This window comes from Rhodothermales bacterium (assembly GCA_017643395.1).
Classification (GTDB): Bacteria; Bacteroidota; Rhodothermia; order Rhodothermales; family UBA10348; genus JABDJZ01.
Genome location: JAEPNP010000005.1, coordinates 386,072 through 402,715, shown reverse-complemented (window position 1 = coordinate 402,715; position 16,644 = coordinate 386,072). Strand labels below are relative to the sequence as shown.

Genomic DNA, 16,644 nt, shown 5'->3' with positions numbered 1-16,644 from the left:
GCGGGACGATTATCTGCGTCGCATGCGATGTCGATCATTGGCCGCCATACGCGGCGGTGCCAGTATGGCCGCCAGGGCGCCATGAATCTCAATGATCTGCTGCTGCTCTTCCGTTAGCTGAAGGGCCGAATCGCGGGAGCGAGATCGGTCTCGCGTTCGATTCATCTGTGATGAGCGGCGCCGCTCCATGGTCTCGAGGCGCTGCTTCTGCTCTTGCGTCAACACATTGTGAGCGCGATCGCGCATGTCATTGCGCATGTCCCGGCGGGCCGCCTCGAAACTCTCCCGATCCAGCTCTCCCGCCCGGCGCTGCTCGGCCAGCGCTCTGGACCTCTCGCGATACTCGGCGCGCATGGTCTCGAACGCCTCCTTCTGCTCGGGTGTCAGGTCATCGAGTCGATCCACCATGGGTCTGCGCTCGGATCGGCTGCGGTCACGGCTTCGACGATCCGACCGCTGTCCGCGGGTTCTGGCGTGCTGACGCGTGCGGCCGTCCCTGACGCCTTTTCGGTACGCACCGGCCACGCGGCCATCCTCCAACAGCTGTTCCCGTTGGGCTGGCGTCAGCACCTCGCTGAGAGCACCGGCAAGCGCCCAGAGGTTCGGCTGAGCATCCGCTGTGTGCTCCCTGATGGCCTGAAGTTGGTTGTCGGAAAGGTCCAGTCGCTCCGCAATGCGGCCGGTCCAAGCACGGTTCTGAGACAACGCGGGGACTGCTGTCAGAACCGCAAGCGTGACAATCGAAAGTAGTCTGTACATGGTTCTGGTTGGGTTTTGGCTCCACTACGGCCCTCGACCAGGCGTGTTGTCACGACACGGTCACAACCCAAGCGCGATTTCATCGCGGTTCCTTCACAAACCACCCCTCGGGGCAGGCCAGGCTAGACGTAGTCCAGTCGACGGTCGATGTCGTAGGTGCTCGCAAACCAGCGCCGTGTGCGCCCGTCACGATCGACAATCAGGTCCAGACGCCCCAGCCGAATGCCGGCAAAACCGACCTGATTCACAATGCGCGTGCGTGCGCCGTCCTGCACGACCTCCGGTTCATCGAGGAAGGTGTGGGAGTGCCCGCCCAGCACGATGTCCACCTCCGGCACCTCGCGGGCGATGGCGTGATCGGACGGCCGGTCGCCGCGACTGAAGTGGCCAAGGTGGGAGAGGCAAACCACCAGGTCGCATCCTTGCTGACGGAGCTCTTCAGCGGTTGATCGCGCCGAGAGAATGGCGTCGTTATAGGACACCCCTTCATGAAGCGGGGCAAGTACCAGGCCGTCGAAGTCGATCCCGATGCCGAAAATGCCCACCTGGATTCCGGCAATGCGCCGGATGGTGAAGGGCTTCACATACGGCTCAAGTCCGGAACCGGCCACGTCGTAGTTGGCCGAGACCCACTGCCAGTTGGCATGAGGCTGCATGGCCACGAACCCGTCCACAGCGTTGTCAAAGTCGTGGTTACCAAGCGTCGCGACATCGTAGCCCATGGCCGACATGGCTTTGAACTCCACTTCCCCGTGGTAGAAGTTGAAGTAGGGCGTGCCCTGAAAGATGTCGCCGCTGTCGAGCAACAACACGTGCTCCTGTGCTGCTCGAATTCTCTTGATCAGCGCGGCGCGCCGTGCCACGCCGCCCAGTCCGGAGTTGCGTCCGCCGTCCTCCGGAAACGGGTCGATGCGGGAGTGCGTGTCGTTGGTGTGCAGAATCACCAGGCGGGTCTCGTCCCACGCCAGCGCCTCCAGCGGCAGCAGCGTCGAGCCAATGGTTCCGGCAGCTACGGTCCTGAGAAAACGTCGTCTGTTCATTGCTGTACCCGGATGAGTCCGTCCACGCGATTCTCCATGATGCCGATGGCGCGCAGGTGATCTGTGAAGGCGTCCCGAAGCAGGTAGGCCAGCTCCTCCCGTGGCACGTCTCCCCACAGCACGCTGTACGGACCGCCTCCGTTGGCCAGATAGTCTGACGTAACCAGGCGATAGGTGCGAGCGGAATCCAGCGGTTCATCCGCTACACGCACATTGACCGCGCGCTCGTCGGGCGTAATCAGAAAGGAAAAACCGGCGATGGGGTCTCCGCCGGACCGCGCCAATTGCTGGGCCAGCGAGTCCACCTGGGCCGCAGAGAAGTCGAGCACAATCATCATGTTCTCGAACGGCATCAACTCGAACATCTGCCCGACGGTGATGGCCCCGGGCCCCAGCGGCCTCCGCAGGCCTCCATTGTTCGTGAGCGCGAGGTGCACAGGCCGGTCCGTCAGGCCCTGCACGACCGAGAGCATGGCCTCGGCGGCGAAGGTGCCCAGCGGGCCTTCGGGGCGCCCCTTCTGAATCTCCACTTCGGCTCGTCCGACGACTTCCGAGACCTGAGCCTCCAGATTCTCCCGATAAGGCGCCACCATCGCAGCCACCTCGGGATCCGGGGCCAGGGAGTCACTGAGGACCGTAAATGAGACGGCCGCTTCCGGTGTGGGGGCCTGGAAAACGTAGTTGGTGCCGCCACAGCCCGCCAGGACGAGGGCAGCGAGAAACAGAAGAAGACGTGCCATGTCGCTACTTATTCCGCGTCGGCGCGGAGGTTCGTCAGGCCCACGGCCCGGTGATCGCCAGCGTGACGCCTTCATGCTGGATGTTGAGAAACAGCGTCGACCCGTCTGGCGAGAAGGTCGGACCCGCCAGTTCGGAATTGGATCGGGAGTTGCGTCCGATGATCCGGATTGTTCCGTCCGAGCCGATCATGGAGAGGCGCGGATGTGTGCTGGCGTCCTCGGCAATCACCACATCGCCCCAGGGAGCGACGGTCAGGTTGTCACAGTTCTCCAGAAGCCCGGTGTCGTTCGGCTCGGCGTACAGCTGTAGCATGCCTGGTGCCTGCGATTCGCGGTCAGTGCCTTCGTACGGGCTGGGCACATAACGAAGAATCTGCCCCTCGCGATTCTGGCCTCCGCTGGTGCACGCGATGAACACCTGCCCGTTTGCATAGAAGATGCCTTCGGCGCGCGCCATCGGCAGTCCGCCGCGTTCCATGCCGCGGAAGCGCAGATCGTCGTCGGGATTGTCCATGTTGTCCATGGGAATCCATTCTACGGGCTCGGAACGCCCGGGCTCGAACGCGGCACTGTCCCAATTGCGCACGTCCAGGTTCGGGTTGTCGCGCAACTTGAGCGCCTCCACGCGGCCACCGGCCCGGAGGTCACCCGGCACATCCGGCAGATATCGGTAGAGCAGCCCATCGCCCAGGTCTTCCGTCATGTACACCGCGCCGGACTCCGGGTCCACCGCAACGGCCTCTCGATAGAAGCGCCCCATGGCGCGAAGAGGCTCAGGATTTGCCAACCCGGGTTCGGCGCTCGCGGGGACTTCAAAGATCCACCCGTGGTCGCGCACGTAGCGCTCGCTGGCCCGGGTTACGTCTTCCTCACAGGTCAACCAGGAGCCCCAGGGAGTCGGCCCGCCGGCGCAGTTGCGCAGCGTGCCCGCGAGGCTCAGGAAAACACGCACGGTTTCTCCGGTCCGGGTGTCGTAGACCACATTCGTGGTGCCGCCGAGCGCTGGTACCTGACCTTCGTGGCCGCCATCGAACAGTCGGCCACCGGCCAGTTCGAGCCGTTCCAGCCCGGCACCGAATGCGCCCTCCTCGGGACCGGCGCTGCGTCCGTGAACCTCATGGTTGCGCACCAACACCGTCAGCCCGTCGGGGCCCGGAAACGCGGCCATGCCGTCCGGGCGATGGGGTACGAGCAGCCCGTCGGCCATCTCATCCCCATAGCGCGAGATGATGCGGTAGCTGAAGCCTTCAGGCAGATCAAACAGGCCTTCCGGATCGGGCACCAGTTCGCCAAAGTCGACCGGTTGGTCGGGTCCACAGCCGGTCACCAGGTGCTGTAACCCACCGAAGCCGAGCGCCGCAGCGCCGGCGTTGCGAAGGAAATGTCGTCGGGAGAGCGTCATGCGCGTAGGGGTTTGGGTCAAACTAGCGTGCCCGACGGCATAGAAAAGCCCCGCTGGCCGTCTTAACGATTAGTTTAGGGCACCCAAACCCGGAATGGCGATGCGAGCAGTTCCCGTCCTGATTCTGACCGGTATGCTGACCCACGGCGCGCTGGCGCAGGCGCCCGAGCCAGTGCGAACTGAGGCCGTGGCGCACTATGCCGAAACGGCACCTCGCATTGACGGCATTCTGGACGATGCGATCTGGGCGTCGATTCCCCCGGTCACCGATTTCCGGCAGCGATGGCCGGAGGAAGGTGCGGAGCCGACCGAACGCAGTGAAATGCGCATCGCGTTCGACGAGGATCATCTCTACTTCGGATTTCGGTTCTTCGATTCGGAGCCGGATCAGATCCGCGCCAACATCTTCGAGCGGGGCGGCCGCATCGACAAGGACGACAACATCTGGATCACCATCGACACCTACGATGACGACCGGAATGCGTACCTGTTCGAGATGAATCCCCTGGGCACCCAGGATGACGCGACGATCACAGACGAGTCCATGTCCATGGACGACTGGAGTTGGGATTCGGTCTACTACTCGGAGGGCAACATCGATGAGGAGGGGTGGACGCTGGAGGTGGCCATCCCATTCAGGCAGATCCGGTTTTCCAAGGAAGACCGTCCGCTGATGGGTCTTGCGGTCGAGCGGCGGATTAATCGCAAGAATGAGCGCGTCATATGGCCGTTCATCCCGCGCAGCTACACGGCCGGTATCCTGGCGGTCTCTCAATACGGCAGCTTGCGCGGCCTCGAAAACCTGCGTCGAGGCAAGAACATCGAGGTGAAGCCATACGTCATCACCGGTGCGCAGGAGTCGCGGCCGGACCTGGCTGTCGCCGCCACCGAGTCCGAGGTGACGCGGGATCTGGGGATCGACATGAAGTACGGCATCACGTCCAACCTGACGCTGGACCTGACGGTCAATACGGATTTCGCGCAGGTCGAGGCCGATGCGGTGCAGATCAATCTCACGCGCTTCAATCTCTTCTTCCCGGAGAAGCGCGAGTTTTTCCTGGAGCGCTCCGGACTCTTCACACACGGTGCGGCCCGCAATGCACAGACATTCTTTTCCAGGCGGATAGGAATCGCCAACGAGATTCTTGCGGGTGCGCGACTGACCGGTCAGGTGGGCCGGTTTTCGGTCGGCTTGCTTAACATCCAGACCAAGCGCGACAGGGTGCTGGATGCACCGGCCACCAACAACGCGGTGGCCCGGGTGCGCACCTCGCTGACACCGAGAACCACGCTCGGCGGGATCGTGACGAATTTTGATCAGGGCGAACGCTACAACCGGGCGTTCGGCGTAGATCTGCAGCGGCGTTTCTGGAGCTCATCAAGCGTGGAGGCCTGGTTTACCCGCGTTCAGGACTCCATGCCGGACCTGGACGGAGGCACAGCGGGGGAGGTGCAGCTTCGGTTGGCCAACGATCTCTACTCTGGAAGCGCCGGCTTTCGAAGTGTCTCCAGTTCCTATGCCCCGGCGCTGGGGTTCGTCGCCCGCCGTGACATTCGGCGCTACACGGCCGATGTGGCCTACAGTCCGCTATTCAGAAGCGAGCGCCATCCGATCCGCCGCATGGTTGCGGGGACCGGCGTGCACTACATCACCGGTCAGGACGGGGAGAAGCAGTCCTGGTCATGGGGCGGAGTGGCCAACTTTCAGCTGGAGCGGCGGGACCGATTCTCGGTCGAGCTGAATCGCTCATTTGAGCGCCTGGACAGGTCCTTCTTCATTCGTCCGGACGCCGAAATTCTGACGGGCGACTATTATGAAAATACAGTGTCTGTCAGGGGCGGCACGGATCCCAGTCGGCGCGGATTTCTCCAACTAGGTGCATCCCGGGGCGGGTTCTTCGGTGGCACCCGATACAATCTGAACGGTGGTGCCGGCTTCCGGCAGTCCAGGTATCTGAAGCTTGAGACCGGCTTCAGCTATTCCAACATCGACCTGCCGATCGAAGGCGGCTCCTTTGACGCCACCACCGTCTCGCTTGGTATCCAGGCTGCGACTGGCCGCAAGCTCTTCGCGAACGCGCTGGTCCAGTATGACAACTTCTCGCGCGATGTGCGCGCAAACATTCGCGTGGACTGGATCCACAAGCCGGGATCAGACCTCTTTCTGGTGATCAATACCAACTACCATGTCACCGAGCCCGGAGAGGATATTTTCGACCCCCGCCGGGATGTGGTCATGAACAATCAGTTGGGGGTCGCCAAGCTCACCTACCTGATTCTCCTGTAGACTGGTGCCGACTCTCGCGCCGGACCTGCAAACTCTTATTACAGGAACCTACAGTAATTAGGTAGTGACCCTCCCGGGACCTACCGATCTTTACGTAATTCGCGCCGACCTGCTTCTGCAGCGCCCCGATTCGCCGATGGTCCCGAGTGGACTCGCTCACAAACGGATCGGAAGCAGGTATGGAGGGGACGTTTGATCTTACACTCGTAAGCCTCTCGTATGTGGTGGCTGTCGCCGCATCGTATACCGCGCTGGAGCTCGCCCGCCGCGTCTCCAGCGCTTCCGGTCCGTCGGCAAAGGCATGGCTTGTTGCGGGAGCCCTCTCGATGGGCCTGGGCATCTGGACCATGCATTTTGTGGGCATGCTGGCCTTCAGCATGGAGATGCCGTTCACGTACGACGTGTTCACAACTGTGCTGAGCCTGTTTGCGGGCATGTTGGCGTCGGCCTTCGCCATCTATGTCGCGTCACGCCAGGACAATTCGTTCCGGACGATCGGCATGAGTGGCGTGCTCCTTGGCGGAGGCATTTGTGCCATGCACTACACCGGCATGGCCGCCATGCGCATGCCGGCGAGCATCTCGTATGACCCGGTCCTCCTCGCGCTGTCGATTCTCATCGCGATTACAGCCGCCTGTGCCGCCATTTGGATTATCGCCGCCCTGACTAGCCAGGTTGGCCGTCGGGTCATCCTCTGGAAAGCAGGGGCGGCCCTGATCATGGGTATCGCGATCTGCGGCATGCATTACACCGGCATGGCTGCCGCGGTCTACACTCCATTCGATACGGAAATGGTGTTTGGTGACGGCCAGCAGGACAACACGGCGATGGCGGTCATTCTGGGCATTGTGGCGCTTCTGATCCTCGGTTTTACCCAGCTGACTATCTTTTTCGATTTCAAACTCAGCCACGAGCGGCAATTGAGTCAGGCAGCGCAGGAGCGAGCGCTGAGACTAAGTCAGGTGCTCGATGAGTCGACCAACGAAATCTATTTCTTCGAAGTCGAAACCCTGCTGTTCGTCGGCGTGAACCGCGGAGCGAGCGACAACACGGGATTCACGGAGGAGGAGCTGCTGGAGATGCGGCCTACAGATCTGGCCGTGCGCATGCACGAGGACCATTTCTTCGAGCTGCTGCACACGCTGGTGAGCGGGATGCGCAAGGAACTGTTCCTGGAGACGACGCACCGTCGGCGTGACGACTCCGAGTACCAGGTTCAGATGCATCTGCAGCTATCCACCGTGATGGAGACGCCGGTGTTCGTGGCCATTGTGGCGGATATCACCGAAAAAAAGAACCTCGAGGCACAACTGCATCGGGCCCAGAAACTGGAGGCGATCGGTCAGCTTGCAGCCGGGATAGCTCACGAAATCAATACGCCGACACAGTTTGTGAGTGACAATGTCAGTTTCCTGAGAGAGGCCGTTGACGACCTGCTGGAGACCGCCCGCGCAGCGGGCCGTTTGGTCGACGGCGTGGACGGTAGGCCCCTCGACTTGCTGGTTGCCGACCTCCGGGACCGGTTGGAGGCCTCCGACCTGGAATACCTCGAGTCAGAGCTTCCTGCCACCTTTGAGCAAACCGAGGACGGCATCGATCGCATCGCGACCATCGTGCGGGCGATAAAGGAATTCTCCCATCCGGGTGAGTCTGATCGAAAGTTGGCAGACATCAACCGGGGCATCCAGAATACCATCACCGTCGCGTCCAACGAGTGGCGGTACGTGGCGGATATCGAGACGGACTTCGACGACAACCTCCCCAGGGTGATGTGTTTTGCGCAAGAGGTGGACCAGGTCGTTTTGAACCTCATCGTAAATGCTGCGCATGCCATAGAGAAAACGCAGGAAGAGGGAGGCGACAATGTCAGGGGCACCATCCGGATCGCGACTCGCAGGCTGTCGAAGGCCGTGGAGATCACGGTGTCCGACACCGGATGTGGCATCCCGGAGTCCATCAAGGACCGGATCTGCGATCCGTTCTTTACGACGAAGGAAGTAGGGAAGGGAACCGGTCAGGGTCTTTCCATGGCTCACCACACCATTGTCGAAAAGCATGGAGGTGCCCTCAAGATTGACTCCACGGAGGGCGAGGGTTCGACCTTCACGATTGAGCTTCCTCTGGAAACCACTCCGGGGCGTCAAGATCGCCCCGCCCGGATGGCCGGGGCCCCTGCCATATCCAACTGGGCGGACCGGAAACTCGGCGCTTGACCCTGGATCACCTGCGAACGCCAACCGCTCTCCAACCACCAACCATGTACGCCTCCCCGGATCCCCTGCTGGGCGCGGTCGCGCTGCTTGCCGCTGTTGCGGTGGCATTCTCTACGTTCGGCGTGCTGCAGCGGGTTCTTCGGTCAACGGGTCGACGCGCTGCCTACTGGCATTGGGGCGGCGCCGTGTCCACGGGAATCGGGATGTGGGTGACGCAATTCTGCACCATTCTGGCCTTCGATCCGTGGATTCCCTTTCGCCTGGCACCGCTCGCTATTCTTGCAGGCCTCTGCATCGGCGTACTGACGGCGGCCATCGCCGTGACACTGCTTGTTTCCGAGCGTTCCGTGCACCACCACATGGCGGGCCTTGTGCTTGGCCTGGGAGTCTGCCTTTTGCACGTCGCCGGTGTGCAGGCGCTGCAGATGGAAGTCGCTCCGGAGATTACCCGATGGAAGCTCTGGTTGGGCGCGTCCTTCGCCGTAGCCGCTTCCGTAGTGGCGACGCGGGTAGTGGCCGCGCTTGCGCACTCCCAAGACGCCTACGCGATCTGGACGCGCAGCCTGTTCGCAGCGCTGTTCCTCGGGATTGCGTTGACAGGAGTGCTCAGTCTGGGGGCATCGGCCTACGCCTATCTGCCGCCCTCCTCCATGGAAGTCGCCGACGGGCATTTGCGGAGATGGCTGGGCTCCCTTGCCGGCCTCTTCTCGCTCTTCGGCACCGGCCTGTGTCTCCTGGCCCTGGTGTTCGAGGAGCATATCACGCGGGCAAGGCTGCGCTACATCGAGGCCGAGCGCAAGGTCCGTCGCCTGCATGACGTCATGCGAGTCACCAACCGCGTCTACCGGCCGGGCATGTCGGTGGAAGACGTGCACACGCCGTCCCTGCCGGCGTCACCGCATGCGATGGAAGCCGACGCGATTTCGGGTGCCGGCCGGCGTGTAGACCACAATGTTGCTGAGGCGAGCGCCCTCTGGCAGGGTCGGTAGTACTACCGTGGTGTCGATCCGGAACTCCTTGAGGCCGTCGCGCTGAAGAATGGGTACCTGCTCGACCCTGAAGGACGTGCCGATCTCTTCAGCGTCCAGGCCAAACTCCAGATCCGCGCTGCGCACGTCCAGCGCACTGATGATGTCTATCAGGACGCGTACCTCACTGCCTGCCTCGACCGTTTCCGACCGAGCAGGTTCGAGGAAGGACAGTGCGAATTCGGGAGCGGCCTGGTAGGAGTCGCACGAAACAAGGGAGACCAGCACTGGGAAGACCAGCAGGAGGGCAGGGAGGGCTCGCATGGCGATCAGAGATAAGTGAAACCCGTATCCAGTGTCGGCGACGATCCCGGTCTTGTTTGCTCTGTAAGGTATAAACCCGGACTGGGCCAGCAACCCAATCCGGAGTCCCTGTCGGGCTACCCAGGGCTCACTGGGAATACCCGGTGGATCTGAGCAGATAACGCGTCAGCCAGGGGGCTACGGCAAAAAGCGCGTAGTTCAGCCTCAGGCTGAGCGGGTGGTACACGTTCTTCCGGGGATGAAGCACCGTCCTGACAACAATGCGCGCCGCCTCCTCCGGCTGGATGGTGCGCACAATGTTGCCGATGCCCGGTATGCGTTCTGCCGCATGGGCATTCCGTTCAAAGTAGGGGCTTTCCACGCGGCCAAACACTACGTGGCAACTGGCAACGCCCGAGCCGTGAAGGTCCATGCACAGTGCTTCGTGAAGCCCTCGCAGCGCAAACCGCGACGCGGCATAGCCGACACTGGACGGCCAGGGGCACATGGAAGCGGGAGACCCCACATGCACAATGACGCCCTTGCCGCGCTGCAGCATGCCGGGCATGACGGCGTGTGTGGCATTGAATGCGGCCTGATAGGGAGCGTTCATCATGACCACGGCCTCCTGGGGCGAGGTTTCCTCAATGCGCTTCCATGCTCCGGCGCCTGCCGAGTTGACCAGCACATCGACCGCGCCCAGTGCTCCGACGAGATTGAGAACGGCATCGCCGTCTGACGCGTCCAGAGCATGCACGGTGGCCGCTTCGCCCAGGGGATCGGCCACTTCGAGCAGCCGGTCCATGGAGCGAGCGACAAGGGCCACGCGATAGCCCTCAGCGACAAGGGCGGACGCGGTCGCGGCGCCAATTCCGCTCGATGCGCCCGTCACAAGGGCCAACGGCATCAGCGCTTCCCGTTCCAGTGGGTGAAGGTCGGTTCTTCGAGTTCGGCCTCCACGTCCAGCAGTTTGGCCTGCGCACGCCGACTGGCATCCAGAACACCCTGGTTGTAGACCGACGGGGCGATCTCCTCCAGAAAGAAATCGATCAGGAAGCCCGCGGCCAGGTCTCCCATCGGCTCATCAAAGTGCTCGCGCGCGTACTCCTTTACGGAGTTCACCGCATTGGCGCGGTCCTCATCGTTCAGTGTGATGCCCATGCCGGCAATCTACGCACGCGAGGGCTGGGGAGGACCCAGGCCGGGAAGCACGGCGGCCTCGACTAGCGCCGATTCCCGTTGTCCATGTCAGATGCGATGTACCAGCGTCCGTCCTCCAGCCTGCGGAGTGTAAGCGTGTATTTCCCGGAGTCGATGCCGTCCGGGTCGTACCGGTATCCGCCGATGATGTACCCCACGTCTCCCTCATGGGCGTAGGCGTAAGCAGTCAGAATCAGACCGGCGCCCCCGCTGTTGGCGTAGGCCTCTCGGATAGCCTCGCGACCACGAACCGGACCGTGGCCCGGACGGAGGATGAAGCCGTCAGGTGTGAACAGTGCCGCAAGCGCGGCCTCATCGCTCCCCAGCCAGGCGGCCTCGTAGTCGCGCAGGACCCGGTCCAACTCGTCGGGAAGCTCGATCGCGTCTGGCACCGGTGGCAAGGGCGTGCGATTCTGGGCATTGGCACTGGCCGTGAAAGCAAGAAATACAACGAGGGGGAAGGCGCGCATGGCAAGTAGCGGACTTGGTGCGAATCGTGCTACGGACTTAACGCGGCTCGGGTACGTCTTCTGATGTGACATCCTTCCTTTCTGCCAATTCCTGTGCCAACGAACGGTCTTCGGCTTCGGCGGATTCCGGTTCCTGGTCGGCGTGCGGGCGCAGCACGAGTTCGCTGTACAGCGGAAAATGATCGGAGCCAAAGTGACCCAGGCGTTCCAGCTTCACCAACTGAAAATGGTGGCTGTGGAAGATGTGATCCAGCGGCCACCGGGCGAACCAGTAGTCGGAGTGGAACGTGTTGAACGTTCCGCGACCGATCCTCGGATCGAGCAGTCCGGAGATCTTGCGAAAGAGTCTGGTGGTCTTGGACCAAGCCACATCGTTCAGGTCACCGGTAACGACCACAGGCAAGTCGGCACCTTCTACGGCCTGCGCCACCACAATCAGTTCGGCGTCGCGTTCAGCCGATTCCGGGTTCTCCGTCGGGGACGGCGGAGCCGGGTGCAGGAAATGCGCACGCACGCGGTCTCCCGACGGTAGATGCACGCAGGCATGCATCGACGGCACGTCCCGCTCCACCAGAAACTCAATCCGGGGATCGCTCAGCGGCAGTCGGGAATAGACATGCATGCCGTACAGATTGTCCAGTGGGCAACGGATCGTGTGGGCATACGCTTCCTGCAGAGCGTCCAGCTGCGACTCCCACCAGGAATCAGACTCAAGGGTGACCAGAATGTCCGGATTCCGCTCACGCACGATGGCCAGCAGCTTCGCGGCGTTCCGGTTCGGCGTCAGCACGTTCGCGTTGATGATCCTCAGCGTTCGGTCCGGGTTCGATTCACGAGCCAGCTTCACCTGAGCCGGGTAGAAGGGCGTGTATGGAACGATCCACCACGCCTGGTAGATCAGGCAAGCTGCGGTGATTCCAGGCACCAGCCAGGTCTGCCACCAGACATACTCCAGCAGGGTCAGCTGGGCCCCGAGTAGCAGTAGTGCGAAGCCTGCCAGCTGCAGCCGTGGGAAATCCCAGCCGCGCACCCACCACTTTGTCGAGCGCGAGAGAGGAAGCAGCGTCACGCCCACCAGGAGGGCTGTAAGGGCTGCCAGATACGGAAAAGCTGCCGGGAACAGAGCCATCGACTACGATGACGGACCCGGTTAATCATGAGTCAGGTCCGTGTCCGGCAAAGGTAGCGCAAGAATGTCGTCGCCGTCGGTGAAGACCAGGATCCCCAGCGCCGGTACCGGCTGGGCGCCCCAGGCATAGGGCACACCCCGGATCTGGCGGAGCGAGCCGTCTTCAAGGATCTGCAATCCGTTGCCGGCTGCAACCCCGCATCGCTCGTCTCCACACCACGTCAGCAGCAGCCGGCCGTCGCCCAACGGAACCGCGTCGAAGGCCTCGCCCGACTCCGGCACGAAGAGTGGCTGCGGGGGTGCCCAGCCGGTGCCGTCGGCCGGCGCACGGGTGATGCCCCGGATCTCCGGATCATGGGCAAAGAGGTTGCCATCCTGGTCAAACGATACATAGCCGCCCTGGATGCCAAATTCGGCCGTCAGGTCGCGCACGGCTCCTCCCGCGACCGCTGCGCTGAACACGCGGTCCTCTCGCGAGAAGAAGACCGTTTCACCGTCCGGGGACAGGGCGAGGTTGTAGACCGGCCCCAGGTGTTCCAGGGGGCGCACGACAAAGGCTCCGTCCTGTTGGCGGGCTATGTAGGGGACTTTGGCACCCCAGTCTTCGTAGCGCGCAAAGACCATGACCTGTCCATCGACAGAGAAAGAGGGAGAGGTCTCGAATGCCGAGGTCGAAACGATACCTGGCAGGAACGGCACCGGGACGGGTTCGGTCGATGGGCTCCGTTGCTCAAGCCGTTCGGCGACGCCGTTTCGGGAGCGCGTGCGGCGCGTCCACGCTCCCCGTTGCAACGGCGCGTAGGAGTAGCGAAAGGAGGACCCGCCCTCCCGTTCCACATAGCTGAAATCCCACCCAAGCTGGTTTCCGGCCTCGTCCCAAAGGACCTCCTCACGACCATACTGTGTGCTGTCGCTACGGAAATAGCGTTTCCGGATTTCACGGCCTTTCGGATCGAGGATCGACTCGGTACGAGCTCCCGGAGAGCCGTCATCACGTAGGTAGGTGGTAGTCTTGAGGGAGTCGCCGGAATAGGAAAACCGCTCCCAGTTCGCGTCCAGGTTACCTCCCTCGAAATACACACCTTCCTCCTCGCGGCCCAACCGGTCGTGTCGCAGGAAGAAGAGCAAAGAGGCGTCTCCGGACGGATCGGTGATCTCCAGTCTCAGGCGATTTCCTGTTGGGGAAAACCAGCTGGTTTCGGCTCCGAGATAGCCCCCGTTACCAGGATCGTACAAATCGATCCGCTCAACGGGCACCTGCTGAGGGACAATCAAAACCAGGGACAACAGAGCAAGCATGGGTGTCAGATGCGATTCAGGGGCACCCAGTCCACGCCATCGTCAGTGAGCACGGTCTCTCCCTTGACGAACCAGGACCAGCCGAATGCCCACAGGGCGATGGACTCCAGCCAGAACACCGGCTTCCAGTGTGCCAGCGCCGTGTCCTCGAATCCCCATTTGTACACGGCAATCAGGGCGATGCAAAGCAGCATCAGCACCCCACAGATTCGGTAGACGCGGTTCCGTAGACGCTTCTCTCGCGTCATGGGGGTGCCGACGCGACTCTTGGTAAACAGATACAGTGAGAAGTAGGCCAGCACGAGAAACAAGAGGGCGGCACTGGCAAAGTGCACGTTGCGAATGGCCGGGTCGGCGCTGGTCGTGGGAAAAAGCGCTACGCCCATCGCGAACAGGCAGGCGAGGTCTCCGGCCAAATCGTCCCGCACATCGTACCCGCGATAGGAAAACAGGAACCAGCCGATGGCGAACAGTACGCCCACGAACACATCGCGCATGGCAGTGCCGTAGTAGTCGCTGATGCTTTCCTGCAGCCCCGGCTGGGGATCCAGAGCGTTGGATCCAAGGACCAGGACGATCGGGAGCAAGACACCAAGTGCCCCCACGACTCGCCGCAACGTCAGGAAGGAAACCAACGTGCGGCCATCGGAGCGTGACGTGTCACGAACTGCCATCCAGCGCGGCGCGGAATCGAGCACGGACGGCCTCAACACGCTTTCGATTCACTCCCAGGTCGGAGCGCCCGAGGCGAGAGGCTGATCGGATGGCGATGTGTCCTTCCTCGGCCCGAAGGTGGAGCTCGACATCATCGACGAAACGGAAGACCCGGCTCGTGCTCTCGGCATGTGCCCACCCTTCTTCCTCGGCAACGACCTCGGTGCGCGGATGGCTGCGTACAGCATCCAGAGCAGCGGCCCACGCGCTTTCTGCGGGGCCGCTGAACGACAGCGGATCTATGTAGTGCTCCTCATCATCCGGATCCGCGTCTGACGACACACAATTGGGCGTGCCGGGACACGGGGCAAGGCGTCCATCCCTCTGCACGCCGAGTGTATCGGGGCGTGTGCCGGTGCAGGAAAACAGGGCCATGGACAGAAGCACGAACGGAAGGGGTGAGCGGCGCATGCCGCAGAATAACGGTCAGGAGACCAGTTCGCCCAGGACTTCCTTGACCTTGGCGCGGGAGAAGCCCCATGCCTGCTCAAGTTCAATCTTGGGTGGCATGGTCAATTCCCCAGGGTTGACGTGCACGTCGAGCACGTAGGGGCCGTCATGCGCCAGCGCTTCCGCCACGGCCATGCGCAGGTCAGCGGGGTTTTTCACCGTCTGTCCGGTCGCTCCGAATGCTTCTGCAAGCAGCGCGTAGTCCGGATTGTGCAGTCCGGTAAGGTGCTCCGGGAACCCCTCGACTTCCTGCTCCATCTGGATGAGACCGAGTTTCCCATTGTTGAAGATGATGATCTTGATGGGCAGTCGGTACCGCACGGCGGTCAGCAGGTCCCCCATCAGCATGTTGAACCCGCCATCGCCCGATAGCGAAAGCACCTGGCGGTCCGGGAAGGCCAGCTGGGCGCCGATGGCTGCCGGCATGGCGTAGGCCATGGAGGCGAGGTTGTAGGAGAGTGACAACCGCTGAGAACCGGTCATGCGCAGATGCCGGGCGGCCCAGACCGAGACGGCTCCGGTATCACATGTGAATACCGCGTCTCCGTCGGCGAGCTCGCCGAGCACACGCGCCAGCCCCTGCGGATGAATGAGGTCCTTGCTTCGCTCTGGATTCGACGCCAGTTCGAGCAGACTGTCCCACCGGGACCGTGATCGCTGCACGGTGCGGAGCAGGGCGTCATCCGTCTTCTCATCCAGCTGCTCGAGAAGGGTGCGAAGACTTTCGGCGCTGTCGCCCACGATGCCGATGTCCCGGGGTGTACGCCGCCCAATGGTGGATGCGTTGCGGTCGATGCGAATGATGGGCGCGTCCGGATACCAATCCCGATACGGGAAATCCGAGCCGACGACAAGCATGACGTCACAGCCCTGCGCGGCAACCACGCCGCCACGATCTCCCAGCAAGCCCAGTCCGCCGGCGATGTTAGGATAATCCGAGGGCAGGAGGTCTTTGGCTTTGAGAGAATGGATGATGGGCGCTTTCAGGTGCTCGGCAATCGCTTTTAACTCCGGCACCGCATCGCGACATCCTTCTCCATACAGAATGGTGATGTCGTCCGCCCCATTGATGAGCTCGGCAGCATCGGCCACGTGCTCGGGATCTGGCAGCACGCGGTGTCGAGGGGACCATTCCTTTGCGTAGTCTGCATCCGGGACCTTCTGGCGACCGATATCGGCCGGCACGGTAAGCACCGCCACGCCAGACTCCGCCACCGCTGTATTGCATGCCTCCAGCGCAACGCGAGGCATCTGCTCGGCGGTGCGTACAGAGGTGTGATAGACAGCCACATCAGAGAAGAGGGCGTCCAGATCCACCTCCTGGTGGAAGGTGAGACCCAGTTCGTCCGACGGGACCTGGCCGGCGATGGCCAGCACCGGTGCGTAGTCCTTGCTCGCGTCGTAGAGGCCGTTCAGAAGGTGAATGGCACCCGGACCGACCGTGCCACAGCAGACGGCAAGGTTACCTGTCAGTTTGGCCTGAGCGCTTGCGGCGAAGGCTCCCGCTTCTTCATGGGCCACATGCACAAAGCGGACCTGGTCCTGCTTGCGTATCGCCTCGATGAGCGGGTTGATGGCGTCACCGGGCACGCCGAAAATGGTGGTCACTCCCCTGGACGCCAGGATGTCGAGGAGTTGGTCGTAGAAATGCATAACTGTCGACTTGAGGG

General features: G+C 62.4%; 16 protein-coding genes. 3 read left to right on the top strand and 13 right to left on the bottom strand.

Annotated elements, in window-relative coordinates; translation table 11 throughout:
• Positions 1 to 9 precede the first annotated feature (9 nt).
• From JJ896_16160 to JJ896_16145, 4 genes are all read right to left on the bottom strand, one after another.
• Positions 10 to 759 (bottom strand): hypothetical protein, encoded by a 750-nt coding sequence (locus JJ896_16160; GenBank protein ID MBO6781190.1) that lies wholly within the window; start codon positions 757 to 759, stop codon positions 10 to 12.
• A gap of 122 nt (positions 760 to 881) precedes the next feature.
• The gene (locus tag JJ896_16155) at positions 882 to 1,799 is read right to left on the bottom strand and encodes a metallophosphatase (protein ID MBO6781189.1); all 918 of its coding nucleotides are present in this window, start codon (positions 1,797 to 1,799) and stop codon (positions 882 to 884) included.
• Complete coding sequence (locus tag JJ896_16150) at positions 1,796 to 2,539, bottom strand: 5'-nucleotidase C-terminal domain-containing protein (GenBank protein ID MBO6781188.1); 744 nt, start codon at positions 2,537 to 2,539, stop codon at positions 1,796 to 1,798. Before JJ896_16150 ends, JJ896_16155 begins: the two co-directional genes overlap by 4 nt.
• Before the next feature lie 34 nt (positions 2,540 to 2,573).
• Positions 2,574 to 3,941 carry a DUF839 domain-containing protein gene (locus JJ896_16145; protein ID MBO6781187.1) on the bottom strand — a complete coding sequence of 456 codons (1,368 nt, stop codon included), beginning with the start codon at positions 3,939 to 3,941 and terminating at the stop codon, positions 2,574 to 2,576.
• Between the two features lie 100 nt (positions 3,942 to 4,041).
• On the opposite strand from JJ896_16145, the gene JJ896_16140 reads away from it, so the two are divergent.
• The 3 genes from JJ896_16140 (at position 4,042) to JJ896_16130 (ending at position 9,430) form a co-directional block, all read left to right on the top strand.
• The gene (locus tag JJ896_16140) at positions 4,042 to 6,228 is read left to right on the top strand and encodes a carbohydrate binding family 9 domain-containing protein (GenBank protein ID MBO6781186.1); all 2,187 of its coding nucleotides are present in this window, start codon (positions 4,042 to 4,044) and stop codon (positions 6,226 to 6,228) included.
• 146 nt (positions 6,229 to 6,374) lie between these two features.
• Positions 6,375 to 8,441, top strand: a complete 2,067-nt coding sequence (locus JJ896_16135) for a PAS domain S-box protein (protein MBO6781185.1) — start codon at positions 6,375 to 6,377, stop codon at positions 8,439 to 8,441.
• A 44-nt stretch (positions 8,442 to 8,485) separates the two neighbouring features.
• Complete coding sequence (locus tag JJ896_16130) at positions 8,486 to 9,430, top strand: hypothetical protein (protein ID MBO6781184.1); 945 nt, start codon at positions 8,486 to 8,488, stop codon at positions 9,428 to 9,430.
• On the opposite strand, the gene JJ896_16125 is transcribed toward JJ896_16130, so the two are convergent.
• From JJ896_16125 to JJ896_16085, 9 genes are all read right to left on the bottom strand, one after another.
• Positions 9,335 to 9,733, bottom strand: a complete 399-nt coding sequence (locus tag JJ896_16125) for a hypothetical protein (protein MBO6781183.1) — start codon at positions 9,731 to 9,733, stop codon at positions 9,335 to 9,337. The genes JJ896_16130 and JJ896_16125 overlap by 96 nt on opposite strands.
• Before the next feature lie 127 nt (positions 9,734 to 9,860).
• Entirely contained in the window at positions 9,861 to 10,619 is a 759-nt protein-coding gene (locus JJ896_16120) for an SDR family NAD(P)-dependent oxidoreductase (protein ID MBO6781182.1), read from the bottom strand.
• Positions 10,619 to 10,873 carry a DUF2164 domain-containing protein gene (locus JJ896_16115; protein ID MBO6781181.1) on the bottom strand — a complete coding sequence of 85 codons (255 nt, stop codon included), beginning with the start codon at positions 10,871 to 10,873 and terminating at the stop codon, positions 10,619 to 10,621. The genes JJ896_16120 and JJ896_16115 overlap by 1 nt, the downstream gene beginning before the upstream one ends.
• Before the next feature lie 62 nt (positions 10,874 to 10,935).
• Complete coding sequence (locus JJ896_16110) at positions 10,936 to 11,382, bottom strand: nuclear transport factor 2 family protein (GenBank protein ID MBO6781180.1); 447 nt, start codon at positions 11,380 to 11,382, stop codon at positions 10,936 to 10,938.
• 37 nt (positions 11,383 to 11,419) lie between these two features.
• On the bottom strand, positions 11,420 to 12,511 hold the full coding sequence (locus JJ896_16105) for an endonuclease/exonuclease/phosphatase family protein (GenBank protein MBO6781179.1): 1,092 nt from the start codon (positions 12,509 to 12,511) through the stop codon (positions 11,420 to 11,422).
• A gap of 21 nt (positions 12,512 to 12,532) precedes the next feature.
• Positions 12,533 to 13,810, bottom strand: coding sequence for a PD40 domain-containing protein (locus JJ896_16100; protein MBO6781178.1), 1,278 nt, complete (start codon positions 13,808 to 13,810; stop codon positions 12,533 to 12,535).
• 5 nt (positions 13,811 to 13,815) lie between these two features.
• Entirely contained in the window at positions 13,816 to 14,484 is a 669-nt protein-coding gene (locus tag JJ896_16095) for a hypothetical protein (protein ID MBO6781177.1), read from the bottom strand.
• Positions 14,471 to 14,935 (bottom strand): DUF1499 domain-containing protein, encoded by a 465-nt coding sequence (locus JJ896_16090; GenBank protein ID MBO6781176.1) that lies wholly within the window; start codon positions 14,933 to 14,935, stop codon positions 14,471 to 14,473. The genes JJ896_16095 and JJ896_16090 overlap by 14 nt, the downstream gene beginning before the upstream one ends.
• A 15-nt stretch (positions 14,936 to 14,950) precedes the next feature.
• Positions 14,951 to 16,627, bottom strand: a complete 1,677-nt coding sequence (locus JJ896_16085; protein ID MBO6781175.1) for a hypothetical protein — start codon at positions 16,625 to 16,627, stop codon at positions 14,951 to 14,953.
• Positions 16,628 to 16,644: the final 17 nt, after the last annotated feature.

Bases quoted from the DNA above. Each gene is read 5' to 3' on its own strand.
- JJ896_16110 (MBO6781180.1), bottom strand. From the start codon at position 11,382: ATGCGCGCCTTCCCCCTCGTTGTATTTCTTGCTTTCACGGCCAGTGCC.
- JJ896_16085 (MBO6781175.1), bottom strand. From the start codon at position 16,627: ATGCATTTCTACGACCAACTCCTCGACATCCTGGCGTCCAGGGGAGTG.
- JJ896_16150 (MBO6781188.1), bottom strand. From the start codon at position 2,539: ATGGCACGTCTTCTTCTGTTTCTCGCTGCCCTCGTCCTGGCGGGCTGT.
- JJ896_16095 (MBO6781177.1), bottom strand. From the start codon at position 14,484: ATGGCAGTTCGTGACACGTCACGCTCCGATGGCCGCACGTTGGTTTCC.
- JJ896_16160 (MBO6781190.1), bottom strand. From the start codon at position 759: ATGTACAGACTACTTTCGATTGTCACGCTTGCGGTTCTGACAGCAGTC.
- JJ896_16090 (MBO6781176.1), bottom strand. From the start codon at position 14,935: ATGCGCCGCTCACCCCTTCCGTTCGTGCTTCTGTCCATGGCCCTGTTT.
- JJ896_16100 (MBO6781178.1), bottom strand. From the start codon at position 13,810: ATGCTTGCTCTGTTGTCCCTGGTTTTGATTGTCCCTCAGCAGGTGCCC.
- JJ896_16145 (MBO6781187.1), bottom strand. From the start codon at position 3,941: ATGACGCTCTCCCGACGACATTTCCTTCGCAACGCCGGCGCTGCGGCG.
- JJ896_16120 (MBO6781182.1), bottom strand. From the start codon at position 10,619: ATGCCGTTGGCCCTTGTGACGGGCGCATCGAGCGGAATTGGCGCCGCG.
- JJ896_16155 (MBO6781189.1), bottom strand. From the start codon at position 1,799: ATGAACAGACGACGTTTTCTCAGGACCGTAGCTGCCGGAACCATTGGC.
- JJ896_16125 (MBO6781183.1), bottom strand. From the start codon at position 9,733: ATGCGAGCCCTCCCTGCCCTCCTGCTGGTCTTCCCAGTGCTGGTCTCC.
- JJ896_16130 (MBO6781184.1), top strand. From the start codon at position 8,486: ATGTACGCCTCCCCGGATCCCCTGCTGGGCGCGGTCGCGCTGCTTGCC.
- JJ896_16140 (MBO6781186.1), top strand. From the start codon at position 4,042: ATGCGAGCAGTTCCCGTCCTGATTCTGACCGGTATGCTGACCCACGGC.
- JJ896_16115 (MBO6781181.1), bottom strand. From the start codon at position 10,873: ATGGGCATCACACTGAACGATGAGGACCGCGCCAATGCGGTGAACTCC.
- JJ896_16105 (MBO6781179.1), bottom strand. From the start codon at position 12,511: ATGGCTCTGTTCCCGGCAGCTTTTCCGTATCTGGCAGCCCTTACAGCC.